A 25,179-nucleotide genomic window follows, 5' to 3' on the forward strand; every position below is an offset into this window, starting at 1 on the left:
GCGGGTTCGCGGCGTCGCGGCCGGCCGTCGGTCGCGATCCCCTAGCATGGCCCGCTCGGCGGCGGAACCGTCTTCGCGTGCGGCCGTCTCGCGGCATGCAATGCGGCCGAATACCTATGGGGCTCCTCCGCGTTGACGGACGAAGCAAACGATGGGATAGGTTGGCCGTTCCCGCTCCGGGTCGAGAGCAGAACCTCGTGACCTCTTGATCGACCCAAAAGCACTCGCCGCCGAAGACGCTTTCCGCGTCGCCGCGGCGATATCCACCGAGTGACAATAGACCCCTTGATGGTGGTTTCCGGACGATCTGCGCCTCGTGCCGCGGTCGTCTCGCTGTTCGTCCTTCAGAGCCTCGCTCTGGCCGACGGGCAGGTCGGATCGCCGTCATGGACCTGTCGCGCCTCTCCGATCTCGAGTCTCTGCCGCAGACCGCCGCGAGCGTCTCCGACGACGCCTGGGCGATCGGTTCGGCCTGCCTGACCGGCATTCTGCTCGAGGTTTCGGCCGATCCCAAGCCCGGCCTCGTGACGCCGCGCTCGATGGGCTCGCATGCCGACATGGACCTCCAGACGTTCATGCTGACGTCTGCGGCCATCGCTCCCTGTTTCTCGCGCTGCGCCCAGATCGGGCTCGATCTCGCCGCCACCCCGGCCGAGGTGCTGCCGCGCATCCGTTCCGTCGGCCGTCTCTACGACCGGCACCTTCTCGCCGCCTCCAACGGCATCAACACGCAGCGTGGTGCGCTCTTCGCCCTGGGCGTCACCGCGGCTGCCGCCGGCGTCTCTCGGGACGACCGGCGCCCCCATTCGGCCGAGGCGATCTGCGCCGCGGTCGCCGACGTGACCGCCGGCCTGGTCGAGCGCGAGCTCGTCGCCCGTCGGCGCGAACCGGTGACCGCCGGCGAGATCCTCTATGCGCAGCACGGCCTGTGCGGCATCCGCGGCGAGGTCGAGGAGGGTTTCCCGACCGTCCGCGGCCACGGCCTGCCGGCGCTGCGCGAAGCCCTCGCCGCCGGCGCCTCGCTCAATCGCGCGCTGCTCCACGCCCTCGTCGCCATCGTGGCGGAGGCGGAGGACACCACCGTCGCCTGGCGCGGCGGGCTGCCCGGTCTCGCCTTCGTGCGGACCGGCGCGGCCGCGGTGCGCGCACTCGGCGGGGCGATGACCGAGGCCGGTCTCTCCGCCCTGCGCCGCTTCGGCGAGGCCTGCGTCGAGCGCCGGCTCAGCCCCGGCGGCGGCGCCGATCTCCTCGCCGTCACCGTCGCCCTCTCCGTTCTCGAGGACGGCGACTTCCCGCCCTCGGCGACGGCCCGTTTCGAACACCTCACCCAGACCGACAGTCTTTCGGGAGAAAAACCATGAACGTCATCGTCTACGCGCTGATGGCCTACGGGATCACCGCGGTGATCTCCTACGCCGTCATCGGCGTGATCGTCATGCTCAACAAGTCTTTCGCCGGTTCGGAAACCGAGTGACGCGGCAAGGAACTGGAGAACGACAATGCTTCAGCAGCTCTTCACGATCTTTCCTGGCATCGGAACTCTGTTCGTCCAGGAACCGGCCATCGCCATCACGCGTCTTCTGCTGATGGTCTTCGGCTTCTTCCTCGCCTACCACGGCTTCAAGCGGACGCTCGAGCCGCTGATCATGGTGCCGATGGGCGTCGCCATGCTGTGCGTCAACGCCGGCGTGATGTTCCTGCAGGCCAACAAGATCGGCACGCTGATGCTCGATCCGATGATCTCGGATCCGGTGCAGCTGGTGAACGACATGCAGATCTACTTCCTGCAGCCGATCTACAACTTCGCCTTCTCGAACTCTCTGGTCGCCTGCATGCTGTTCTTCGGCATCGGCTCGATGGCGGACGTGTCCTTCATCCTGGCGCGTCCGTGGGCGGCGATGACCTGCGGCATCTTCGCGGAGATGGGCACCTTCGTCACGCTGGTGATCGGCTACTACTGCGGCCTCACCCCCGGTGAAGCGGCCGCGGTCGGTTCGATCGGCGGCGCCGACGGCCCGATGGTTCTCTTCGCCTCGCTGACGATGGCCAAGGACCTCTTCGTCCCGATCTCGATCATCGCCTATCTCTATCTGTCGCTGACCTACGCCGGCTATCCGTACCTGATGAAGCTCTTCGTTCCGGCGAAGTATCGCGCCATCGACTGCGAGATGGACTTCCCGGAAGTGTCGCAGCGCTCGAAGTTCATCTTCACCGTCGTCTCGGCCGGTCTGCTCTGCTTCCTGCTGCCGGTGGCCGCTCCGCTGATCCTGTCCTTCTTCCTCGGCATCGCCATCAAGGAAGCGCAGATCGAGGTCTACCAGGAGCTGCTCGAGAAGACGATCACCTACATGTCGACGCTGATGCTCGGCCTGGTGCTCGGCGTGCTCTGCGAAGCCTCGACCCTGCTCGACCCCCGCGTCGCCCTGCTCCTCGTCCTCGGCATCACCGCGCTGCTGGTCTCCGGTCTCGGTGGTCTGCTCGGCGGCTGGGTCGTGTGGATGTTCAACAAGAAGGGCTTCAACCCGCTGGTCGGCATCGCCGGTGTCTCCTGCGTGCCCACCACCGCCAAGCTCGCCCAGAAGATCGCGGCCGACGACAACCCCTACGCGATGATCTTCCCGGTCGCGATGGGCGCCAACATCTGCGGCGTCATCGTCTCCGCCATCGCCGTCGGCGTCTTCGTCTCGACCATCGCGCTCGTCGCTCCGCACTGATCGCGTGAGATCCCGGAGACCGGTCATGATCCACCCCCTCGACATCGCCGCCCGCGTCGACCGTCTGGAAGGCCTCGAAAGGGCTCGGGGCATCGGAAGCCGTGTCTTCGAGATCGCCTCGGTCGAAAGCTCCAACCGCCGTCTCGTCGAGATGGGGTGGGAGGGCGCCGGGCACGGCACCGTGCTCGTCGCTCGTGATCAGACCGCCGGTTCCGGCAAGGCCGATCGGTCGTGGTTCTCGACGAAGGACGGCAGCCTCTGTCTCTCCGTCCTGGTCGAGACCGGCCGCCCGCTCGCCGAGACCGCCCAGCTCACCCTCCTCGCCGGGGTGGCGATGCGTGAAGCCATCGCGCTCGCCACCGGCGTGGAGGCCGGGATCAAGTGGCCGAACGACCTCCTGGTCGGCAGCCGCAAGATCTGCGGGATCCTGGCCGAGGCCGCCTGCGACGACGACGGCGACGTCGCCTTCGCCGTCGTCGGCCTCGGTCTCAATCTCTCGATCCGACCCAGCGAGTTTCCGACGCAGCTGCAGTCGACGGCGACCTCTCTCGCCGCTCTGCCGGGGCGTCCCGTCACCCGGGACCACCTGATCGGCGTCTTTCTCGATGTGTTCGATCGCTGGTTCGAACTCTGGCGCCGTTCCGGTCTGGCGGCCTTCGCCGCGACCTGGACCGAACACGCGCTCGACGTCGGACGCATCGTCCGACTGGCCGAGGACGACCAGGAAACCCGTGCGCGTCTGATCGGCCTGGCCGAGGACGGAGCACTGCGCGTCCGGGGGCCCGACGGCGCCCTCCGCGACGTCCATTCCGGCGAGATCGTCACGGCTCCGGCCGCCGACCGCCGACCCTCGCAATTCTCAAAGACCCACATGGGGGTTCTCTCATGAAGATCGAAAGACGGTGGGATACGCTCGAGGCCGATACCCGCCAGCGCATGCAGGCCGCGGCCGCCTATATCGGGCCGGGCAAGCGGGTCAAGGCCGAGGACACGGTCGCTCTGCTCAAGGCGGTCATCCGCTCGGGCGATCGCGTCAACATCGAAGGCAACAACCAGAAGCAGGCCGACTTCCTCGCCGACTGCCTGAACAAGGTCGATCCGGCGGAGATCCACGACCTCCACATGGTGCAGTCCTGCGTGCCGCTGCCCTCGCATCTCGACATGTTCGAGAAGGGCATCGCCAAGAAGCTCGACTTCGCCTTCGGCGGCCCGCAGGCCGGCCGCGTCGCCAAGTTCATCTCCGAGGGCAAGCTCCAGCTCGGCGCGATCCACACCTACCTCGAGCTGTTCGGTCGCTACTTCCTCGACCTGACGCCGCGGGTGTCGCTGATCTGCGCCTACGAGGCCGACCGTGAGGGCAACCTCTACACCGGCTTCAACACCGAGGACACGCCGGTCATCGTCGAGGCGACCAAGTTCCGCCAGGGCATCGTCATCGCCCAGGTGAACAAGATCGTCGACAAGCTGCCGCGCGTCGACATCCCGGCCGACTGGGTCGACGCCGTGGTCGAGAGCCCCAAGCCGTTCTTCATCGAACCGCTGTTCACCCGCGACCCGGGCCTCGTCACCGACAACCACGTCCTCCTCGCCATGCTGGCGCTGAAGGGCATCTACGCCGAGTACAAGGTCAAGCGGATCAACCACGGCATCGGCTTCCTGACCTCGGCGATCGAGCTGATCCTGCCGACCTACGGCGAGGAACTCGGGCTCAAGGGTGAGGTCTGCACCCACATGGTGCTGAACCCGCACCCGACCATGATCCCGGCGATCGAGGCGGGCTGGGTCGACACGATCCATTGCTTCGGCGGCGAGCTGGGCATGGAAGAGTACGTCAAGGCGCGCTCCGACATCTTCTTCACCGGACCCGACGGTTCGCTGCGCTCCAACCGCGCCTTCGCCCAGACGGCCGGTCACTACGCCCTCGACATGTTCATCGGCGGCACGCTGCAGATCGATCCGTGGGGCAACTCGTCGACCGCGACCGCCAACCGCGTCGCCGGTTTCGGCGGTGCGCCGAACATGGGTTGCGACGCCAAGGGCCGTCGTCACGTCACCGAGAGCTGGCTGAAGTGCGGCCAGGAAGTGCCGCACATGGCCGACCAGATCGGCGACATGCCGCGCGGCAAGCGTCTGGTGGTGCAGGGTGCCGAGACCTTCGGTGAGGCGCGCGCGCCGACCTTCGTGGAGAAGCTCGACGCCTGGAAGCTCGCCGAGAACGCCGGCCTCGAACTGCCGCCGGTGATGATCTACGGCGACGACGTCACCCACGTCGTGACCGAGGAAGGCATCGCCTACCTCAACCGCGCTCCCGACATGGCGGCCCGCATGGCCGCGATCCGTGCCGTCGCCGGCTACACCGAAGTCGGTCTCAAGGCCGATCCGGCGGAGACGAAGCGTCTGCGCGAGGCGCGCATCTTCCTGACCCCGGAAGACCTCGGCGTCGACCGCAACCGCGCCAACCGCGACCTGCTCGCGGCGCGCTCGATGCGCGACCTCGTCGACATCTCGGGCGGTCTCTACAACCCGCCGACCCGCTTCCGCAACTGGTGATTGGAGTTCCTCATGTCTCTCGAGACGATTGAATTCACCGTCACGGGGCCGGCGACCGCCCCCCTGGCCGGCCGCGCCCACAACGGCGTCGTCGGGTCCGGCGACCTCGAGGTCCTGCTCGAGCCCAAGCCGGGCGCGGGTGCCGTCGCCGTCCGCATCGTCACGCCGGTCAAGGGCTTCGACGGCCTGTGGAAGCGCGTGGTCGAGCATTTCGTGACCGAGACCGGCCTCACCGCCGCGTCGATCGAGATCAACGACAACAACGCGTCGCCCGCCGTCGTCGCCCTGCGTCTGCGCCAGGCGCTCACCGACGTTCAGGCCTGAGCCGGGAGTTCCGAGAATGCCCAACTGGACGAAACTACAGACGAACAGCTTCCTGGAGTGCAGTGCGCGCGAGCGTGCGGTCGGCGTGGTCGACGAGGGCAGCTTCGTCGAACTGGGCGGTCCTTTCGACCGTCTCGTCAGCCCGCATCTCGTCGCGCTCGGCGAGGCGGTGGAGAACGACGACGGCATCGTCACCGGCGTCGGCCGGATCGGCAAGCGCCCGGTCTTCGTGATCTCGCAGGAAGGCCGCTTCATCGGCGGTTCGGTCGGCGAGGTCGGTGGTGCCAAGATGGTCGGCATCATCGACATGGCGATCGACTTCCGTGACCGCCTCGTGGCCGAGTTCCCGGACCTGCCGGCGTCGCAGCTGCCGCTCGTGGCGATCTCGTTCGAGACCGGCGGCGTGCGTCTGCACGAGGCCAATGCCGGCCTGCTCGCCCATGCCGAGGTGATGGACGCCATCCAGCGCGCCCGTCACAAGGTGCCGGTCGTCGCCCTCATCGGCTCGCGCATCGGCTGCTTCGGCGGCATGGGCTTCGTCGCCGCCGCCACCGACTGCATCGTGATGAGCGAGTTCGGTCGCCTCGGTCTCACCGGACCGGAAGTGATCGAGCAGGAGATGGGCAAGGACGAGTTCGACGCCTCCAACCGCGCGCTCGTCTATCGCACCACCGGCGGCCGCCACAAGTACGTGATGGGCGACGCCAACTTCCTGGTGGACGACAGCGTCGCCGCCTTCCGCGCCCAGCTCGCCGAACTCTGCGCCCTGCCGATCGAGGCCTTCGAACCGATGCGTCGCATCGGCTCGCCGGAGCTCGTCGAGAAGCAGCTGCGCGGCGTGGCGCTGGCGGTCGAGATCGCTCCGACCGACGCCCGCGACGTCTGGCGCCATGCCGGCAACAACGACCCCGTCGGTCTCGCCGACGGCCCGCTCTCGGACTTCCGCAAGTCCGTCCGTCGCCTCGAACTCTGACCGGGAGACGCTAGTCATGGAAACTCTACTGGGACAGGGTCGGGCCGCGATCGACCTGATCATCGACGCCGGCTCCTTCACCGAGGGCACGGTCGGCGCCCGCACCTTCGCCGATGCCGACTTCGGCCCCGGCGCGGTGGTCGGCACCGCGACGCTCGAAGGTCAGACCGTCACGGTCATCGCCTCCGACGCCGAGGCCTTCAACGAGAAGTTCCCCGTCGTCTACTCCGGCGTGATCGGGCTCGAGGAAGGCTACAAGATGGCCCAGGCCGTCTATGCCACCCTCGCCGCCGATGCCGAGAAGACCGCGGCGGAGAAGCGCCCGATCGTGCTGATCGTCGACACCCCCGGCAACGGTCCGGGCAAGGTCGAGGAGATCTTCGGCATGAACAAGGCGACCGGCGCCTATCAGTTGGCGCTGGCGGAGGCCCGGCTCGCCGGTCATCCGATCATCGCCATGGTGGTGGGTCGTGCCATCTCCGGCGCCTTCCTCTGCCACGGTCTGCAGGCCGACCGCATCCTGTCGCTGCCGTCCGAGTTCGGCACGATGATCCACGTCATGCCGATCACCTCGGTGTCGCGGATCATCAAGAAGGACGTCGAGCTGCTCGAGGTCCTGGCCAAGTCGAACCCGGTGTTCGCGGCGGGTCCCGCCTTCTTCCACAAGCTCGGCGGCGTCGAGGAACTCGTTCCCTCGATCGACGCGATGCGTCCGGCGATCGCCGCCCGCATCGCCGAGATCCGCGCGACCCGTGCCGCCGGCAAGGCGACCGGTCCGCGCGGCCGCGGCGAGCTCGGTGCCGAACGCGGCGGTCGCGTCGTGCGCCCGGCCGTCCAGGAGAAGCTGCGCACCGCCTTCGCCACGGTCGAGCAGCAGTTCCGTCCCGACGCCGCCTGATCGCAGGCGGACCGGGCCGCGTGACGCGGCCCGGTCCGACCCGCGGTCGCGCCCTCACGAGAACGATGGGGAACAGTCGTGTCCGAAGCCCTGAAAGCCTATGCCGCCGTCGCGGACCTGTTTTCGACCGTCCCGAACTTCGCGGAGATGCCGCGGCGTTCGCTGGCGGACAAGGGGATCGCCGGTCCGACCGCCGCCCATGTCGTGGAGGAGGTCCATACCCCCTTCAATCTCGCCTATCTCACGTTCACGACGGGATCTTCCGCGTTCCAGAACATCGTCGGCGTCACGCATGCCGAGATCGAGGCGCGCTGCGAGGCGACCCGTCGGGTGATGGAGGCGATCGGTGCGAAGCCGGGCGACCGGATGCTCGTCACCTACCCGCCGCTGATCAACGTCTTTTCCCGTGAGGCGTTGGATCGCTACGGCATCGAGTGGTTCTTCCTGGAGCGCTCGAGCCGCGGGGCCTTCATCACCGCCTTCTGCGGGGAGAAGCCGGCCGTCGTGCTGGGCGAATCCTCGTTCGTGCGCGCCTGCATCGCGGAGGCCGAGACCCTCGGCCTGCGCGACGACTTCCCCGACGCCTGCCGCATCGTCGTGGCGGGCACGCCGTTGGACCTCGAACTCCTGACCCGGGTCGAGACCTACGGCTGGCCCGTCCACGACCTCTACGGTTGTCAGGAATTCGGCTGGCTCACCCTCGACGGCCATCCCCTGCGCGACGACGTCGGCCTGGTGCCGTCGCCGGTCGGCGAGGGATGGTCGGAGTTGGTGGTCGGCGGCCTGCCGACCGGCGACAGTTTCCCGATCTCCGAGACCGGACACGTCTGCTCGGCCGAGGGCCGCGTCGTCACCTATCGGCGCCGGCGCACCCATCCCGAATACGAAGTGATCGTGGTGGCGACCACGGCCGCCAGCCGCGAGACGATCGATCGCGCCGCCCGCACCATCCTGCGCATCAAGGGCCGGGTGGTGAAGGTCTCGCCCGATCTTCGGACCTCCGCGCCCGAGACGGTGCTGCACCTGGTGCCGAGCCTCGGCCCGGCGGCGGAGCCGATCGAGATCCGCGGCCCCGTCGCGACCCGCGCCTTCGAAGACCTCGTGCGCGCCCAGACCGAGGTCCAGTCGGTCGCCAAGACCGACCCCGCATGGACGAAGACACGATGAACACGGCCCTGCTCCCCGTCCGTGACGGCGCGGTCGATCCGTGCACCGTCGCCCCGCTCGGCCTCGAAAGCCCGCTGCGCGCCCGCCACGTCATGGTGGAGATCGCGCCGACCCATCGCGCCCTGGTCGCCGAGGCGCTCGGCGCCGGCGTCCTGCCGATGCACGACCGCGCCGAGGTCGTCGCCCGGGCCCGCGCGCTCTTCGAGACGCGGGCGATCCCCGGGATCGTCTGCGCGCCGAAGGCGGCGCTGCCGGAGGGCTGGCTGCAGCTCGGCGTCTCCTTCCCCTTCCGTGACGGCGGCGTCCGCGTGCGCAGCGCCGTCGCGGTGCCGGCCACCGGCGTCGGTCGCGCCTTCACGCCGTGGCGGATCGCCGAGGCGGTGGCGCCGGGCGCCTTCCCCGAGGCGGCGATGCTCGCCGACCTCGTGGCGACCGGCCGGTCGATCGGCGTCGCCGTCGGCTTCTTCGGTTCGGCGGCGCTGACCGCGCTGACGGGCCTTGCCTACATGGAGCCGCAGTCCGACGTCGACGTCGTGGCGGCGGCGCGCTCCGGCGCGGACCTCGGACGGTTCGCGGCCGCCATGGCGGACTTCGCCCGCACTCGCGGGCGCCGCATCGACGTCGAGGTCGCCACGCCGGCGGGCCTCGGGGTCAAGCTCGAAGAACTTCTGTCGAACGTCACCGCGGTCGTCGGCCGCGGGATCGACGGCGTTCGGCTCGTCGAACGACGCCGGGTCCTGAGGGAGATCGACACGCTCCCTCCGGTCGTTCCGGTGCCGTGAACTCGGGGGCTCGAGGCCCCATCGCAAGGAGAAGTCAAATGGAACTCAAGTCGAAGATGCCGTCGAAGGTCGAGGCCATCAACGTCGCCGTCGGCGATGCCGTCACCAAGGGCACGGCCGTGGCCGTCCTCGAGGCGATGAAGATGAAGAACCCGCTCGTGTGCCCGGTCGACGGCACGGTCAAGTCGATCGCGGTCGCGGTCGGCGACCGCGTCAAGCCCGGCGCGCTCATCATGGTCGTCGAGTGAAATCGAACGATGCCGTCCGGGGGTGTCGTCGATGCCCCCGGACGCTTCAGGCAACCGGTCGCAGGACCAGAAGCAGCTCCGTCGGAAGACCGAGATTCGGCATGACCGATCCCGAGACTTCCTCCGGCGATGCGTGGTGAACGCCGACCGCTCTGTCAGGGGGAAAATTCAATGGTCATCTACGGTGTAATGATTCTGGGCCTGTGCATGTTCGTGGGGACATCCATCGGCCTGGCTCTCGGCAGCGCGCTCGGCGTCGCCGGTGATATCGGTGGCGTCGGCTTCGCGATGCTCATGCTCGTCTTCCTGACGCCCTGGCTGAAGGACAAGGGCTGGCTGCCGCGCGCTTCCGAAGACGGCATCATGTTCTGGAACGCGATGTACATCCCGGTCGTCATCGCCATGGCCGCGACCCAGAACGTCGCGGCGGCGCTGTCGGGCGGCTGGATCGCCTTCATCGCCGGCATCCTCTCCGTCGTCGTCTGCTTCGCCCTGATCCGTCCGCTCGCCGCCATGGCGGGCGCCGCGACCTCGACGTTCGGCGACGAGACCGAAGAAGCCAAGGCCTGAGGTGAGCACCATGCAGAACATGTTCCTCAACACCCTGATCGGCGACCGTCCGCTGATCTTCGCCTTCGTGCTGGTCGGCGTCCTCACCTGGGTCTGCTACGCCTTCTCGAAGAACGTCACCAAGGGCCGCATCCACGGCTCGGCGGTGGCGATCATCATCGGCCTGATCCTCGCCTACATCGGTGGCGTCACCACCGGCGGCAAGAAGGGCATCGCCGACATCCCGATGTTCGCCGGCTTCGCCCTGATGGGCGGCGCCATGCTGCGCGACTTCTGCATCGTGTCGACCGCCTACGGCGTGAAGCTCGAAGAGCTGAAGAAGGCCGGCATCGCAGGCTTCCTGTCGCTGGTCATCGGCACCGCGCTCGCCTTCGTGGTCGGCGTCGCCGTCGCCTATGCCTTCGGCTATCGCGACACCGTCTCGCTCACCACCATCGGCGCCGGCGCCGTCACCTTCATCGTCGGCCCGGTCACCGGTTCGGCGATCGGTGCCTCCTCCACCGTGATCGCGCTCGCCGTCGCCGCCGGCGTCGTCAAGTCGATCGCCGTGATGATCATGACGCCCCTGCTCGCCAAGCCGTTCGGTCTCACCAATCCGGCCGCGGCGATGGTCTACGGCGGCCTGATGGGCACCACCTCCGGCACCGCCGCCGGCCTCGCGGCGACCGATCCGCGCCTCGTTCCCTACGGCGCGCTGACGGCGACCTTCTATACCGGCTTCGGCTGCCTGGTCTGCCCGTCGGTCTGCTACCTCATCATGAAGATGATCTTCGGCTGAGGCCCGCCATCGAGACGAGGGGGCGACCGCCGGCCGCTCCCTCCCTTCCCGAATACCGGTCGGCGATCGCCCGCGGCGAACCGCGGCGCGATCGACCGAACCGTCCCGGAGACGTGCCATGATCACTCCGTCCAAACTCGCGCAGGGGCTGCGCCGGCTGCTCGGCCTCGGCCACGATGCCCGCCGCACGGCCTATGCCGGTGGCCAGTCGGTGCTACTGAGCGGCGGCTCGATCCGTCACGTCGCCTTCCACCGCGTCCGGCCGCTGCCCGATCGCCCCTTCGACGGGGTGACGATCGAGAGCGCGCTGCCCCAGCCGATCGAGAACGTCGGCCAGCGGATCGTCTTTTCCCATCTCTCGCTCGATCGTGGCGGACGGCGCGTGCTCGAGGACGTCGACTGCGTCCTCTCCGAGCACCGCATCGGCATCCTCGGCCTCAACGGCTCGGGCAAGTCCAGCCTGCTCAAGCTGGTGGTCGGGCTGCTCGCGCCGACCGAGGGCTGCGTCGCGCTCGACGGGCTCGATCCCGTCAGGGCGACGGCGCAGGTGCGCTCGCGCACCGGCTATCTCTTCCAGAGCGTCGACAACCAGATCGTCTACCCGATCGTCCACGAGGACCTCGCCTTCGGCCTCAACGGCCTCGAGGGCGACGTCGAAGCGGTGGTGCGCGGGGCGCTGCAGCGGCTCCAGATCGAGGATCTCGCCGATCGCCGCATCCACGAACTGTCCGGCGGCGAGCGGCAACTGGTGGCGCTGGCCGGCGTGCTGGCGCGCGATCCGCTGACCGTGCTCTTCGACGAGCCGACGTCGAGCCTCGACCTCGCCAACCGCAATCGCTTCTGCCGGGTGCTCGCCGAACTGCCGCAGCAGGCGATCGTCGTCACCCACGATCTCGATCTGGTCGAGACCTTCGATCGCGCCCTCGTCGTCTCCGACGGCCGCGTCGTCTTCGACGGCCGACCCGCCGAGGCGGTGCGCTTCTATCGCGGGAGGCATCAATGAGATCGGGTGGATCGCGGGCGACCCGCGTCAGGGTCGCGGCGGCGCTCGGCGGGCTCATGGCCTTCGGCGTCGCCCTCGCCTGGATCGCCGATCCGGCGGTGCTCGCCGTCGTCGCCGCGGCGGCCTTCGCCGGTCTGGCGCGGGCCCATCGCTCGGCCGCCCTGGCCTTCCGCGCCAGCCGCGGCGCGCTGCTGATGGTCGCCGCCATGGCGGCCTTCGGTGCCGTCGACGGCGACTGGCTCGGCGGCCTCGCGGTCTTCCTGCGTTTCGCCACGCTGGTCTCGGCGGCGCAGATCATCACCCGGCTGTGGAGCTGGAACGAGATCTGCGGCGCCTTCGAACTCATCCTGATGCCGCTCGAGAAGCTGCGTCTGGTCGATGCCGGGCGCTGCGCCTTCACACTGATGCTCGCCGTCCGCTTCGTGCCGCTGATGTGCGAGGAGATGGACGAGATCCGCGAGGCGCAGGCGCTGCGCGGGCTCGATCGCTCGGTGCTGGCGCTCGCCATCCCGCTCGGCCTGCGCATCCTGCTGCGCGCCGAGGAGATCGCCGAGGCGGTCGAACTGCGCGGCCTCGAACATGCCCCGCCCCTTCGCCGCGGCCCCACGGCCGGCCTCCTGCCGGCGCCCCAATCGAGGACATGAACATGCGATCGTCGTCATCCGCCCTCGGGCTCCGCGACCTGACCTTCGTCGCGCTCGGCGCCGGCTTCATCGTCGCGCTCGGCGCCGCGCCGGCCATTCCCGTCGGCCTGCTGCCGGTGCCGATCACGCTCCAGTCGATGGGGGTGATGCTGGCCGGCCTGATGCTCGGGCCGCGCAAGGGCACCTTCGCGCTCGCCGTCGTGCTCGGGCTGGTGGCCATGGGGCTTCCGGTGCTCGCCGGCGGTCGCGGCGGTCTCGCCGTGTTGGTCGGACCGACCGCCGGTTATCTGATCGGATGGGTGGGAGCGGCCCTGGTGGTCGGCCTCTCGGCGCGTCGGGCCCAGTCCCTGGTTCGTCCGGTCTCGCGGGGGGCGGCCTATTTCGGCGCCTGCCTCCTCGGCGGCGTCCTCGTCGTCCACCTCTGCGGCGTCGCCTGGCTCGCCTTCGCCGCCGGGCTGGGGCTCGCCAAGGCGACCATCGGCACCTTGATCTTCGTACCGGGTGACGTGCTGAAGGCGGCGCTCGCGGCGCTCGTCTGCCTCCGGATCGAGACCTTCATCACGCTCGACCGGACCTGATCCTCGAGCGAACTCGGGTGGCGCGCGACGATGACGGTGATCTTCTGCATCTCCATTGCGATGGTCTTCGTCGCCGCCGTCGTTCGGGTTCTTCTGCATTTCGTCGACAATGTGAGTGAAAGGAAAAATCACTCGGAAACACAGGCCGGGCTGGCGAGGGTCGTAAACATACTTACAATTGCGATGATCGCCCTCGGTATCATCTGGTATGTCGGTTCTTTCTATCAATAGTTGCTCATCATTTTGAGGAGATTGCAGTAATTCCTGCCGTTTCGGCGGGATGGATGGGAGGAACAGCATGATCATATACGGAGTTGCGATCCTCGCCGGGTGTCACCTGGCGGGCGTCGCATTCGGCGAGTGGCTGGGAGCGCTGCTCGGCGTGAAGTCGAACGTGGGAGGCGTCGGCTTCGCGATGTTGCTTCTGATCTTCGCGACGGACTGGATGCGCCGGAGCGGACGCCTGCCGAAGCTCACCGAAGGGGGCATCCTCTTCTGGAGCGGCATGTACATCCCGATCGTCGTGGCGATGGCGACGCTGCAGAACGTCGTCGCGGCGGTGTCCGGCGGCTCCATTGCGGTGATCGCGGGGGTGGGAACCGTCGCGCTCTGCTGGTCGCTGGTGCCGATCCTGGCCCGGATCGGTGGACGCGAACCGCCGTTGCCCGGCCTCGAGCGCAAGGGGGCCGGCCGATGACGATCATCGCGGACACCGTTGCGGCGAACGGACTGGTCTTCGCCTTCGCGGTGGTCGGACTGGTGGTGTGGATCTCCTACGTCGCCTCCAGCCACCTCAGCCGCGGGCGGCTGCACGGCTCGGCGGTCGCCATCCTCGTCGGCCTCGTGCTCGCCTGGGTCGGCGGCCGGGTCACCGGCGGAACCAGGGGGCTCGCCGACATCCCGCTCTTCGCCGGTCTGGCGATCCTCGGCGGATCGATGCTGCGCGACTTCGCGATCGTCTCGACGGCCTTCGGCGTCGATGTCCGCGAGATCCGGCGGGCGGGCGTGACGGGCGTGCTGTCGTTGTTCCTGGGCGTCTTCCTGTCCTTCGCCTTCGGCGCCCTGGTCGCGCTGGCCTTCGGCTATACCGACGCGGTCAGTCTGGCGACGATCGGCGGCGGCGCGGCGACCTACATCGTCGGTCCGGTCACCGGCACGGCCCTCGGCGCCTCCAGCGAAGTGGTGGCGCTCTCGGTCGCGGCGGGGCTGATCAAGGCGGTGCTGGTGATGGTCGGAACGCCCCTGATCGCACCGCTGATCGGCCTCGACAACCCGAAGGCGGCGATGGCCTACGGCGGGTTGATGGGCACCACCAGCGGCGTCGCCGGCGGGCTCGCCGCCACCGACGAGCGGCTGGTGCCCTACGGGGCGATGACCGCCACCTTCTACACCGGGCTCGGCTGTCTGGTCGGGCCGTCGGTGGTCTATCTCTTCATCCGCGCGTTCACGGGCGGATGAGAGGGCCATCGAACCGGTTCACGCTGCGGCACGACGATGCCTCTGCGTAAATCGGTTGCATAAAACGACAAGGCACGCGGCGCGGGTTTTCCCGCGCCGCGAGTCGTCGGGGGGCACCCTCGCTTGGCCGATCCGGCGGCCCGCCCGATCCCGCGCCTCCACGGGCTCGGGCGACGTCGTCGGATCATCGCTCGGTCATCCATCGTCGGGAGATGGATGCGGAACGAGAACGGGATCGATCATGCTGCTCAAACTCTCCATCGGAACGCGCCTCAGCCTCATGGTCGCGCTGACCATCCTCGGCATCTTCGCGGCGGCGGTCATCGGGTTGTGGACGCTCAGGTCCGAACTCTATGCCGGCCGGCAGCAGGAGCTGCGCAACGTCATGGACGCGGCGATCTCGGTGGCGCGCGCCGACATGAAGGCGGCCGGCGGGGCGGAGAGCGAGGCGGGGCGCAAGGCCTTCGTCGCGGCGCTCGGCGCGGTACGCTTCGGCCCGGCGGGCGACGCCAACTACATCCTCGCCTACGACTATGCCGGCACCACGCTGGTCCATGCCAATCCGAAGAACATCGGCGTCAACCGGATCGCGGTGAAGGATCCCGACGGCGTCGAGTTCGTCCGGCTCTTCGTGTCGATCGCCCGTTCGCCGGCCGGTACCGGCATCGCCCGCTACTCGGCCGAGAAGGGCGCCGGCGGCGTCGTGCTGCCGAAGGTGACGGTGATCCAGAACCTGCCGGAGATCGGCGGCTTCGCCGGCCTCGGCGCCTATGTCGAGGACATCGACGAGATCTTCATGGCGCGCAGCCGGCAGGTGCTCGGCCTCGCCCTGGTGCTGTCGCTGGCGGTGGCGGCGCTGGCCTTCGCCATCCGCCGCTCGATCGTCCGCCCGGTCACCGAGATCACCGCCAAGATGGGGCGGCTGTCGGAGGGCGACACCGCCATCTCCATCGACGGCACCGAGTTGCGGACCGAGGTCGGGGCGCTGGCGCGTGCGCTCGCGGTCTTCCGCGACAACGCGGTCGAACGCGCCGCCGCCCACGAGCGCGAGCGTCGCGAGGAGGCGGCGAAGGCGGAGCGGGCGGAACGCATCACCGAGCTCACCCGCGCCTTCGACGGTCACGTCGGCCGCACGCTGACGACGCTCGACGGTGCGATCGGCGCGCTCGAGGGCTCGTCGCAGGCGCTCGCGGCCTCGGCCGAGACCACCACCATGCGCTCGGCGACCGCGGCGGCGGCCGCCGAACAGGCCGCCGCCAACGTCCAGACCGCCGCCGCGGCGACCGAGGAGCTCTTCGCCTCGGTCTCGGCGATCCGCGAACGGGTGACCGAGTTCTCGCGTCTCTCCGACACGGCGAACGATCAGGCACGGTCGGCCGGCGAGCAGATCGGCGGGCTCGAGACCGCGACCGATCGCATCGGCGAGGTGCTGAAGCTGATCGCCGACATCGCCGAGCAGACCAATCTGCTGGCGCTCAACGCGACGATCGAGGCGGCGCGGGCCGGCGACGCCGGCAGGGGTTTCGCCGTCGTGGCGGCCGAGGTGAAGGGGCTCGCCAGCCAGACCGCGCGGGCGACCGAGGAGATCGCCGCCCAGATCGACGGCGTCCAGAGCGAGGCGCGACGCACCGTCGAGGTGATCCGCACGATTTCGGAGACCGTCGGCCGGGTCGGCTCGATCGCCGCGGAGATCGCCTCCGACGTCGAGCAGCAGAACGACGCCACCGCCGAGATCGCCCGCAACGCCCAGGAGGCGGCGACCGGAACCTCGGAGGTCTCGCACTCGATCGACGGCGTCCGAGAGGCCGCGGCGCGGACCCGTGACACGTCGAAGAGCCTCGCCGATGCGGCCGAGGCCCTGCGCGGCGAGACCGACTCGCTCAGGAACGTCGTCGAACGGTTCCTCGAGGACGTCCGTTCCAACGGCTGAACCGTGACCGGCGAGCCCGGCGCCGTCAGAGCGGCGCGGGTCGTCGGTTCGGCGCCGTCAGAGCGGCGCGAGGGCCGCCAGTTCGGCGTCGTCGAACAGGCTCGAGCGGGTGAGGAAGCGGCGGCCGGTGCCGTTGTCGAGGCTGAACATGCCGCCCATTCCGGGCACCACGTCGATGATCAGCCGGGTGTGGCGCCAGTAGTCGAACTGCGAGCGCGACATGTAGAAGGGCGTCTCGCCGAGGTGGCCGATCAGCACGTCGCCGTCGCCGACGAGATAGTCGCCGCGCGGCCAGCACATCGGCGTCGAGCCGTCGCAGCAGCCGCCGGACTGGTGGAACAGCACCGGTCCGTGGCGGGCGATCAGGGCGTCGAGAAAGGCGAAGGCGAGCGGGGTCGCCGTCACCCGCAGGGGGGCGCCGTTCGGTCCCGTCGTCGCCGCGCCGTAGGATTCTCCGGGCATCGCGCGCTCCTTGTCGCTGGACGAAGGAACCGCGCCCGCGGGGAACGGGCGCGGCCTTTCGGCGAGCCGACGGGGGAAGAGACGAGGGAGAGACCGTCGGCTCGCGGGGGAGGGGGCGACGCGCCTCGTGGGCGCGCCGCTCGTCGATCGGAAGAAGCAGCGCTCCTTCGCGTCGTCGATCAGAAGAAGCCGAGCTTCTTCGGGTTGTAGGAGACCAGGAGGTTCTTGGTCTGCTGATAGTGGTCGAGCATCATCGAGTGGGTCTCGCGACCGATGCCGGACTGCTTGTAGCCGCCGAAGGCCGCGTGGGCCGGGTAGGCGTGGTAGCAGTTGGTCCAGACGCGGCCGGCCTGGATGTTGCGGCCGAAGCGGTAGAGCGTGTTGGCATCGCGCGACCACACGCCCGAGCCGAGGCCGTAGAGCGTGTCGTTGGCGATGTGGAGCGCTTCCTCCTCGGTCTTGAAGGTGGTCACCGACACGACCGGTCCGAAGATCTCCTCCTGGAAGATGCGCATCTTGTTGTTGCCGTGGAAGACGGTCGGCTTGACGTAGAAGCCGCCCTCGAGGTCACCACCGAGGTGGTTGCGCGCACCGCCGGTGAGGAGCTCCGCGCCTTCCTGCTTGCCGATGTCGATGTAGGAGAGGATCTTCTCCATCTGCTCGGACGAGGCCTGGGCGCCGATCATGGTCTGGGGATCGAGCGGAGACCCCTGCACGATCGCCTCGACGCGCTTGAGGGCGCGCTCCATGAAGCGGTCGTAGATGTCCTCCTGGATCAGCGCGCGCGAGGGGCAGGTGCAGACCTCGCCCTGGTTCAGCGCGAACATGACGAAGCCCTCGATCGCCTTGTCGAAGAAGTCGTCGTCCTCGTTGGCCACGTCCTTGAAGAAGATGTTGGGCGACTTGCCGCCGAGCTCGAGCGTCACCGGGATCAGGTTCTGCGAGGCGTACTGCATGATCAGACGCCCGGTCGAGGTCTCGCCGGTGAAGGCGATCTTGGCGATGCGGTTCGACGAGGCGAGCGGCTTGCCGGCCTCGAGGCCGAAGCCGTTGACGATGTTGAGCACGCCCGGGGGCAGCAGGTCGGCGATCATCTCGATCAGCACGAGGATGGAGGCCGGGGTCTGCTCGGCCGGCTTCAGCACGACGCAGTTGCCGGCGGCGAGCGCCGGGGCGAGCTTCCACACCGCCATCAGGATCGGGAAGTTCCACGGAATGATCTGACCGACCACGCCGAGCGGCTCGTGGAAGTGATAGGCGATGGTGTCGTGGTCGATCTCGGAGAGCGTGCCTTCCTGCGCGCGGACGCAGCCGGCGAAATAGCGGAAGTGGTCGATCGCCAGCGGGATGTCGGCGGCGGTCGTCTCGCGGATCGGCTTGCCGTTGTCCCAGGTCTCGGCCAGCGCCAGGGTCGCGAGGTTCTCCTCCATGCGATCGGCGATGCGGTTCAGGATGTAGGCGCGCTGGGCGACGTTGGTCTTGCCCCAGCCGTCCTTGGCGGCGTGCGCGGCGTCGAGGGCGAGCTCGATGTCGGCGGCCTGCGAACGGGCGACTTCGCAGATCTTGCGGCCATTGATCGGCGAGACGTTGTCGAAGTAGCGCCCGTCGACCGGGGCCACCCACTTGCCGCCGATGAAGTTCTCGTAGCGGGCGCGGAACGGCGTGACGGGCGTGGAGACGGTGGTTGCGGGTTGGTTCATCTCGTTTTCCTCCCAGTGTTCTGGTGCGGAGAAGGTTGCCAGTCCCGTGCCAACCGCCGGCGCGTCTCGTTCTTTCGACAGTGTGCACTGCGGTAAGCGACTGACTCGCAACAAGCGGGTCGAATCGGTTCGCAGAGGAATCGTCATGTCGGACTCGACGCAACGTCCGAGGCGCATTACCTCCGTCGCAAGAAGCGACGAAACCGTCGCGGGGAAGCGTCGCAGGACGCGACCGTCGCGATCCGCCGGCAACAGGCGGACGCCGAACAGGGAGAGCGACGCGAAGGCCCCTCGTGGGGCGAACGCGGTCGCCGGGAGGAAACGATGTCCAGTCTGCCGCCGCTGCGCCGCGAAGGCCCTTCGACCATTCTGCCGACCCGTTCGGCGACGCGTTCGATGACGGCGATCCGTCGCCGCTTCGCGCTCGAGGGCGAGATCGCCGACGATCTGGTGCCGGCGCCGATCCGCCGCTCGTGGCAACGCTGCGCCGCGCTCGGCCTGCGCATGGACATGCGCCCGACCGTCGAGCCGCTCGGCCGCGCCGACTTCGGCGAACGCCGCGGCCGCAGCGAGCGGCTGCGGGTGGCGGCGCTCACCGCGATGCAGCGTCTGCACGAGGCGGCGGGCGGCGACGGCGTCGTCATCCTCGCCGACGGCGACGGCGTGGTGATCGAACGCCACGGCGACGGCGGCTTCGCCGACCGGGCCGAGCGGGTGGCGCTCACCCCCGGCGTGGTCTGGTCGGAAGGGTCGACCGGCACCAACGCCATCGGCACGGCGCTCGCCGAACGGCGCGACGTCACCGTCTTCGGCGCTGAGCACTTCTTCGAGAGCCACCGCGTGCTGACCTGCTCCGCCGCGCCGATCTTCGGCCCCGACGGCGAGACGCTGGGCGTGCTCGATCTCTCCGGCCGCGCCGAGGGACGGGCCTCGGGCGCGACCGTCGACGTCCGCGCCGCGGTCGCGGCGATCGAGCGGACGCTGTTCCTCGAGGCGACGGCGGGCAGCCGCGTCCTCGGCATCCGCCGCGACGGCGGGCGGTCGAGCGAGGGCGGGGAGGGGCTCCTCGCCTTCCGCGACGATCGGCTGGTGGCGGTCGACCGGGTCGCGCTGGCGCTGCTGGAACGCGACCGCGAGGCGCTGACGGGGCGGCGGTGGGGTGACCTCTTCGAGGGGCGTTGCCCGAACCCCGACACGGTCGATCGCCTCGTCACCCGCGACGGCCGGGCCTGCCTCGGCCGGCTGCACGCCAGCGGCACGACGTCCTCGGTCGGCTGGCGCGCGGGACGGACGGCGGTCGCCGCCGTGCCGGCCGTCGTTTCGCCCCCGGCGCCGCCGCGGGTGCCGGCCGCACCGGCGATCGTCTCCGACGCGGCGCGCGACCGGGCGCTCGCCCGGGCGACGCGGCTGATCGATGCCGACGTGCCCGTCCTCGTCCAGGGCGAGACGGGCACCGGCAAGGAGGTCTTCGCCCGTGCGCTGCACGACGGCTCGCGGCGGGCGGGGCGCCCCTTCGTCGCGGTCAACTGTGCGGCGCTGCCGGAAGGGCTGATCGAGGCGGAACTCTTCGGCTACGAGGAGGGCGCCTTCACCGGTGCGCGGCGCAAGGGGGCCAAGGGCCTGATGCGCGAGGCAGACGGCGGCACGCTGTTCCTCGACGAGATCGGCGACATGGCGCTGCCGCTGCAGGCCCGCCTCCTGCGGGCGCTGCAGGAACGCGAGGTGACGCCGCTCGGTGGCACGCGGCCGGTTCCGGTCGACTTCGCGCTGATCTGCGCCACCCACAAGGGCCTGCCTGAGGCGGTGGAGGCGCGCGCCTTCCGCCAGGACCTCTATTTCCGCATCGCCCAGTACACGGTCGAGCTGCCGCCCCTGCGTGGCCGACCCGATCTGGCCGAGGCCATCGATCGGCTGTGGGCCGAGCAGGCGCTTGCGACCGGAGGGGCGACGGAAGGGGCGACGCTGGCACCGGAACTCCGTGCCCATCTCGCCGCCCACGACTGGCCGGGCAACTTCCGTCAGCTGACGACGGTGCTGCGGACGCTGGCGATCCTCGCCGATCCCGGCGAGGTGCTGACCGTCGATGCCCTGCCGGCCGACCTCAGGGCCGGGCCGCGGAGCACCGTCGCTCCGGCGGCGCCCGCCGGCGGCGAGCCGATCCGGGTGCCGGCCGGGGCGGTGGCGGCCGAGCGATCCGACGAGCGGCTCGACGCCGTCACCCTCGCGGCGATGCGCGCCGTGCTCGCCGATTGCGGCGGCAACGTCACCCGCGCCGCGGCGCGGCTCGGCGTCCATCGCTCCACCCTCTATCGCCGGCTCTTCGACGGTCGGTGACGGCGCCGGACCGGACCCGGCACGGGCTCGGCCTTCGCCGAAACACCGCGGTTCACCTCGGGTTTCTCCGGGAGACTGCGTATCTGTCGGCCAGCCGACAGTCGTTATGATAGATTCGACATAAGGAATCGTCGGCCGCAGGGAGGCGCGTCGACGAAAAATGCCGGTCGCCGGATTCTCGTCCGCACCGACCCCCGGCGGCCATGGCCGCGACGGGTCCTTCGTCCCGCCGGTCGGCCGTCCGCAGCGCGTGGAAGCCCCGGGCCTCGGCTCGGCACGCGCCGCCGGACCGGATCAGAAGCGGAGCGCGATGACGATGGACGTCTACGAAGACCTCATCAACGAGAGAAACGCGGGCCGAGCCTGCGCGCTGGCGACCATCGTCGCCTACAAGGGATCCATTCCGGCCGCCTCGGACGCCAAGATGGTGGTCCACGAGGACGGCCGGATCGTCGGTACCGTCGGCGGCGGTGCGGCCGAAGCCGAGGTGATCCTCGCCGCCCGCGAGGTGATCGCCAAGGGCCGGCCGCAGATGGTCTCCTTCTCGCTGCACGACAACCCGAAGCTCGACACCGGCATGGTGTGCGGCGGCAGTCTCGACGTCTACGTCGAGCCGATCCTGCCGACCCCGACGATGTACCTCTTCGGTGCCGGCCACGTCGGTGTCGTCACGGCGCGGGCGGCGGAGGCAGCGGGCTGGTCGACGGTGATCGTCGACGACCGCGAGGAGTTCGCCACGACGGATCGCTTCCCCGGCGCTCGCTCGGTGATCGCCGAGTCCTTCGACACCGCCATGGCCGGGCTCGAGCCGGACAGCCGCTCGGCGATCTTCATCGCCACGCGCTGCCACGAGCTCGACGGCAAGGTCCTGAAATGGGCCCTCGGAACCAAGGCCGGCTACATCGGCATGATCGGCTCCAAACGCAAGGTCCTCACGGTCTTCGCCGCGCTGCAGAGCGAGGGCGTGCCGGCCGAGGCCTTCGAGCGTGTCCATGCGCCGGTCGGCCTCGACATCGGTGCGGAGACGCCGGCGGAAATCGCCGTCTCCGTGATCGCCGAAGCGATCGCCTGGCGCCGTGGCGCCGAGGCGGTCCGCCCGATCATGCGCACCATGCGCAACCTCGGCCAGGCGGCGACGAGAAAGGAGGCCTCGTGACGCGGAGGGCGACCGCGTCGACCCGGACTCGCATTCGGCAATTCCCAGAACACCAAAACCAATCGGTCTCTACGGCGTGGGCGACGGACGCCTCACCGCAGGAAGGAGACGAAACATGAAGCGCATTCCTCTCAACGTGAACGGCGTCGATCGTTGGATCGTCGCCGAAGGCGACGCGAGCCTCGCGGACGTGCTGCGCGAGCAGATGCTGCTCACCGGCTGCAAGGTGTGTTGCGAAGACGGCCAGTGCGGATCCTGCACCGTCGTGCTCGACGGCAAGCCGGTTCGCGCCTGCACCCTGCCCATGACGAAGGTCGCCGAGAACGCCGCGATCACCACGATCGAAGGCCTCGGCACCCCGTCGAACCTGCACCCGCTGCAGATCGCCTGGATGGCCCACGGCGGCGCCCAGTGCGGCGTCTGCACCCCCGGCTTCATCATGTCGGCCAAGGTGCTGCTCGACAACAACGTGAACCCGACGCGCGAACAGGTCCGCGCCTGGTTCAACCGCAATCGCAACCTCTGCCGCTGCACCGGTTACAAGCCGCTGGTGGACGCGGTGATGGACGCGGCCGCGATGATGCGCGGCGAGAAGACCGCCGAACAGATTCTCGACAAGCCGAAGGCCGACGGTTCGATCCTCGGAACCAAGGCCATCCGTCCCTCGGCGCTCGCCAAGGTCACGGGCACCTGGGACTTCGGCGCCGACATCGCGCTGCGCATGCCGGAAGGCACGCTGCGTCTGGCGCTGGTCCAGGCCGAGGTCAGCCACGGCCTGATCAAGAACATCGACACGGCGGAAGCCGAGAAGATGCCGGGCGTCGAGCGGATCATCACGTGGAAGGACGTCGGCGGCAAGAACGCCATCACCGGCCTCATCACCTTCCCGACCAACAAGGGCGACGGCTGGGATCGTCCGATCCTGTGCAAGGAGAAGATCTTCCAGTTCGGTGACGCGATCGCCATCGTCGCCGCCGACACCGAGGCCCATGCCCGCGCGGCGGCCGCCAAGGTCAAGGTCGACGTCGAAGTGCTGCCGGCCTACATGTCCGGCTTCGCGGCGCTCGCCCCCGACGCGATGGAGATCCATCCCGGCGTGCCGAACGCCTACTACGAGCAGGGCGTCGTCAAGGGCGCCGACACCAAGCCGCTCATGGCGAGCGCGGCGGCGGTGGTCGACATCACCACCTACTGCTCGCGTCAGCCGCATCTGCATCTCGAGCCCGACTGCGGCGAAGCCTATGTCGACGACGACGGCGTGCTGACCATCCTGTCGAAGTCGATCGGCGTGCATCTCCATCACGCCATGATCTGCCCCGGTCTCGGCATTCCTCCCGAGAAGCTGCGGATCATCCAGAACCCGACCGGCGGTACCTTCGGCTACAAGTTCTCGCCGACGATGGAGGCGCTGCTCGGCGTCGCCGCGCTCGTCACCAAGAAGCCGGTGTCGCTGGTCTACGACCAGTTCCAGAACATCACCTACACCGGCAAGCGCAGCCCGGCCAACATCAACATCAAGCTCGCCTGCGACAAGAACGGCAAGCTGACGGCGATGGAGACCGACTGGTGGCTCGACCACGGTCCGTACTCGGAGTTCGGTGACCTCGTGACCCTGCGCCAGGCGCAGTTCACCGGCGCCGGCTATCACCTCGAGAACATCCGTGGCAAGGGCCTCACCGTCGCCACCAACCACGCCTGGGGCTCCGCCTTCCGTGGTTACGGCAGCCCGCAGGCCTTCCTGGCGTCCGAAATCGCCATGGACATGCTGGCGGAGAAGATGGGCGAGGATCCCCTCGAGTTCCGCTACAAGAACCTCTACAACGAGAACTCGACCACCCCGACCGGCCAGAAGCCCGAAGTGCTGGTGTTCAAGCAGCTCTTCGACATGATCCGGCCGCGGTATCTCGAAGCCAAGGCCCGTTGCGCCGCGTTCAACAAGGTCAACACCGCCACCAAGCGCGGCGTCGGCATCTCGCTCGGCATCTACGGCTGCGGCCTCGACGGTCCGGACAGCTCCGAGGCGCGCGTCGAGATCACCCCGAACGGCTACGTCGTCCATTCGGGTTGGGAAGACCACGGCCAGGGCGCGGATCTCTCCGCCCAGACCATGGCGCACGAAGTGCTCCGGGTCGCCGGCGCCAAGCAGGACGACATCAAGCTGGTGATGGCCGACACGTTCGGTCCCAACGGCGGTCCGGCCGGCGGCAGCCGTTCGAACGTCTTCTGCGGCAACGCCATCCGCGTCGCCGCCGAGATGCTGCTGAACGCCATGAAGAAGGCCGACGGCACCTATCGCACCTACAAGGAGATGGTGGCCGAGAACATCCCGGTCTCCTACGACGGCAAGTGGGTGGCGGCGGCCTGCACGGACTGCTCGCCCGACACCGCCCAGGGCAATCCCTTCCCGATCTACATGTACGAAGTCTTCCTGCCGGAAGTCGAAGTCGACATGGAGACCGGCAAGGCGACCTGCGTGAAGCTGGCGACGGCGATCGACGTCGGCACCGTCATCAACAAGGCGACCTGCGACGGTCAGATCTACGGTGGTCTCGCCCAGGGCATCGGCCTGGCGCTCACCGAGGACTTCGACGATCTGGAAACCCACACCACCCTGCGTGACTGCGGCATTCCCTATCCGAAGGACATCCCCGACGAGATCGAGATCATCTACTCCCAGACGCCGCGGGCCGACGGTCCCTTCGGGGCGGCCGGTGTCGGCGAAGCGCCGCTCACCGCGCTGCATCCGGCGATCCTCAACGCCATCTACAACGCCTGCGGCGTGCGGATCTTCAGGATCCCCGCTCTGCCGGAAGCGATCCTGATGGGCATCGAGGCCAACCGTGGCGCGGCCGCCGCCAAGCAGGGCGAACCGGCCGAGTGACGACCTTCGTCATGTCGCGTCGGACATGA

Annotated in this window: 24 protein-coding genes; 22 read left to right on the forward strand and 2 right to left on the reverse strand. The window is 69.0% G+C overall.

From position 1 onward, the window contains the following. Positions 1-386: 386 nt before the first annotated feature. The 19 genes from mdcB (at position 387) to ACT541_RS17595 (ending at position 16,617) form a co-directional block, all read left to right on the forward strand. The gene (gene mdcB / locus ACT541_RS17505) at positions 387-1,361 is read left to right on the forward strand and encodes a triphosphoribosyl-dephospho-CoA synthase MdcB (RefSeq protein ID WP_476138386.1); all 975 of its coding nucleotides are present in this window, start codon (positions 387-389) and stop codon (positions 1,359-1,361) included. A 138-nt stretch (positions 1,362-1,499) separates the two neighbouring features. After that, positions 1,500-2,714: a Na+-transporting malonate decarboxylase, carboxybiotin decarboxylase subunit gene (gene madB, locus ACT541_RS17510; protein ID WP_476138387.1), complete on the forward strand. Its 1,215-nt coding sequence runs from the start codon at positions 1,500-1,502 to the stop codon at positions 2,712-2,714. Between the two features lie 25 nt (positions 2,715-2,739). After that, complete coding sequence (locus tag ACT541_RS17515) at positions 2,740-3,603, forward strand: biotin--[acetyl-CoA-carboxylase] ligase (RefSeq protein WP_476138388.1); 864 nt, start codon at positions 2,740-2,742, stop codon at positions 3,601-3,603. Beyond that, positions 3,600-5,264 carry a malonate decarboxylase subunit alpha gene (mdcA, locus tag ACT541_RS17520; RefSeq protein WP_476138389.1) on the forward strand — a complete coding sequence of 555 codons (1,665 nt, stop codon included), beginning with the start codon at positions 3,600-3,602 and terminating at the stop codon, positions 5,262-5,264. The genes ACT541_RS17515 and mdcA overlap by 4 nt, the downstream gene beginning before the upstream one ends. Before the next feature lie 12 nt (positions 5,265-5,276). Then, positions 5,277-5,588, forward strand: coding sequence for a malonate decarboxylase acyl carrier protein (mdcC, locus tag ACT541_RS17525; protein ID WP_476138390.1), 312 nt, complete (start codon positions 5,277-5,279; stop codon positions 5,586-5,588). Positions 5,589-5,604: 16 nt separating this feature from the next. After that, positions 5,605-6,561, forward strand: coding sequence for a biotin-independent malonate decarboxylase subunit beta (locus ACT541_RS17530; protein ID WP_476138391.1), 957 nt, complete (start codon positions 5,605-5,607; stop codon positions 6,559-6,561). Between the two features lie 16 nt (positions 6,562-6,577). After that, positions 6,578-7,459 carry a biotin-independent malonate decarboxylase subunit gamma gene (gene mdcE / locus ACT541_RS17535; protein WP_476138392.1) on the forward strand — a complete coding sequence of 294 codons (882 nt, stop codon included), beginning with the start codon at positions 6,578-6,580 and terminating at the stop codon, positions 7,457-7,459. 78 nt (positions 7,460-7,537) lie between these two features. Continuing rightward, complete coding sequence (locus ACT541_RS17540) at positions 7,538-8,626, forward strand: AMP-binding protein (protein WP_476138393.1); 1,089 nt, start codon at positions 7,538-7,540, stop codon at positions 8,624-8,626. Further along, a complete protein-coding gene (gene mdcG / locus ACT541_RS17545) occupies positions 8,623-9,408 on the forward strand; it encodes a malonate decarboxylase holo-[acyl-carrier-protein] synthase (protein WP_476138394.1) in 786 nt (261 codons plus the stop codon). The genes ACT541_RS17540 and mdcG overlap by 4 nt, the downstream gene beginning before the upstream one ends. A gap of 38 nt (positions 9,409-9,446) precedes the next feature. Further along, entirely contained in the window at positions 9,447-9,656 is a 210-nt protein-coding gene (locus ACT541_RS17550) for a biotin/lipoyl-containing protein (RefSeq protein WP_476138395.1), read from the forward strand. Between the two features lie 171 nt (positions 9,657-9,827). Further along, complete coding sequence (madL, locus tag ACT541_RS17555) at positions 9,828-10,226, forward strand: malonate transporter subunit MadL (RefSeq protein ID WP_476138396.1); 399 nt, start codon at positions 9,828-9,830, stop codon at positions 10,224-10,226. Positions 10,227-10,236: 10 nt separating this feature from the next. Next, positions 10,237-11,004 carry a malonate transporter subunit MadM gene (madM, locus tag ACT541_RS17560; RefSeq protein ID WP_476138500.1) on the forward strand — a complete coding sequence of 256 codons (768 nt, stop codon included), beginning with the start codon at positions 10,237-10,239 and terminating at the stop codon, positions 11,002-11,004. Between the two features lie 118 nt (positions 11,005-11,122). Further along, positions 11,123-12,007, forward strand: a complete 885-nt coding sequence (locus ACT541_RS17565) for an energy-coupling factor ABC transporter ATP-binding protein (RefSeq protein ID WP_476138397.1) — start codon at positions 11,123-11,125, stop codon at positions 12,005-12,007. Then, the gene (locus tag ACT541_RS17570) at positions 12,004-12,651 is read left to right on the forward strand and encodes an energy-coupling factor transporter transmembrane component T (protein ID WP_476138398.1); all 648 of its coding nucleotides are present in this window, start codon (positions 12,004-12,006) and stop codon (positions 12,649-12,651) included. The genes ACT541_RS17565 and ACT541_RS17570 overlap by 4 nt, the downstream gene beginning before the upstream one ends. A gap of 2 nt (positions 12,652-12,653) precedes the next feature. Next, positions 12,654-13,229 carry a biotin transporter BioY gene (locus ACT541_RS17575; protein ID WP_476138399.1) on the forward strand — a complete coding sequence of 192 codons (576 nt, stop codon included), beginning with the start codon at positions 12,654-12,656 and terminating at the stop codon, positions 13,227-13,229. Between the two features lie 30 nt (positions 13,230-13,259). Next, positions 13,260-13,460 (forward strand): hypothetical protein, encoded by a 201-nt coding sequence (locus ACT541_RS17580; protein WP_476138400.1) that lies wholly within the window; start codon positions 13,260-13,262, stop codon positions 13,458-13,460. A gap of 67 nt (positions 13,461-13,527) precedes the next feature. Continuing rightward, the gene (gene madL / locus ACT541_RS17585) at positions 13,528-13,926 is read left to right on the forward strand and encodes a malonate transporter subunit MadL (protein WP_476138401.1); all 399 of its coding nucleotides are present in this window, start codon (positions 13,528-13,530) and stop codon (positions 13,924-13,926) included. Beyond that, on the forward strand, positions 13,923-14,687 hold the full coding sequence (gene madM, locus ACT541_RS17590; RefSeq protein WP_476138402.1) for a malonate transporter subunit MadM: 765 nt from the start codon (positions 13,923-13,925) through the stop codon (positions 14,685-14,687). The genes madL (ACT541_RS17585) and madM (ACT541_RS17590) overlap by 4 nt, the downstream gene beginning before the upstream one ends. Before the next feature lie 241 nt (positions 14,688-14,928). Then, positions 14,929-16,617, forward strand: a complete 1,689-nt coding sequence (locus tag ACT541_RS17595; protein WP_476138403.1) for a methyl-accepting chemotaxis protein — start codon at positions 14,929-14,931, stop codon at positions 16,615-16,617. Between the two features lie 57 nt (positions 16,618-16,674). On the opposite strand, the gene ACT541_RS17600 is transcribed toward ACT541_RS17595, so the two are convergent. Both ACT541_RS17600 and adh read right to left on the reverse strand, forming a co-directional pair. Beyond that, complete coding sequence (locus ACT541_RS17600) at positions 16,675-17,079, reverse strand: DUF779 domain-containing protein (protein WP_476138404.1); 405 nt, start codon at positions 17,077-17,079, stop codon at positions 16,675-16,677. A gap of 179 nt (positions 17,080-17,258) precedes the next feature. Beyond that, positions 17,259-18,779 carry an aldehyde dehydrogenase gene (gene adh, locus ACT541_RS17605; protein WP_476138405.1) on the reverse strand — a complete coding sequence of 507 codons (1,521 nt, stop codon included), beginning with the start codon at positions 18,777-18,779 and terminating at the stop codon, positions 17,259-17,261. A 324-nt stretch (positions 18,780-19,103) separates the two neighbouring features. Between adh and ACT541_RS17610 the strand changes: the two genes are divergently transcribed. The 3 genes from ACT541_RS17610 to ACT541_RS17620 all read left to right on the forward strand — a co-directional run bounded on the left by ACT541_RS17610 (position 19,104) and on the right by ACT541_RS17620 (position 25,150). Further along, positions 19,104-21,113, forward strand: a complete 2,010-nt coding sequence (locus ACT541_RS17610; RefSeq protein WP_476138406.1) for a sigma-54-dependent Fis family transcriptional regulator — start codon at positions 19,104-19,106, stop codon at positions 21,111-21,113. A 316-nt stretch (positions 21,114-21,429) separates the two neighbouring features. Further along, positions 21,430-22,269 carry an XdhC family protein gene (locus ACT541_RS17615; protein WP_476138407.1) on the forward strand — a complete coding sequence of 280 codons (840 nt, stop codon included), beginning with the start codon at positions 21,430-21,432 and terminating at the stop codon, positions 22,267-22,269. A 115-nt stretch (positions 22,270-22,384) separates the two neighbouring features. After that, a complete protein-coding gene (locus ACT541_RS17620) occupies positions 22,385-25,150 on the forward strand; it encodes a molybdopterin-dependent aldehyde oxidoreductase (RefSeq protein ID WP_476138408.1) in 2,766 nt (921 codons plus the stop codon). Positions 25,151-25,179 lie beyond the last annotated feature (29 nt).

The sequence above is a fragment of the Pinisolibacter sp. DMC100 genome (assembly GCF_056313705.1).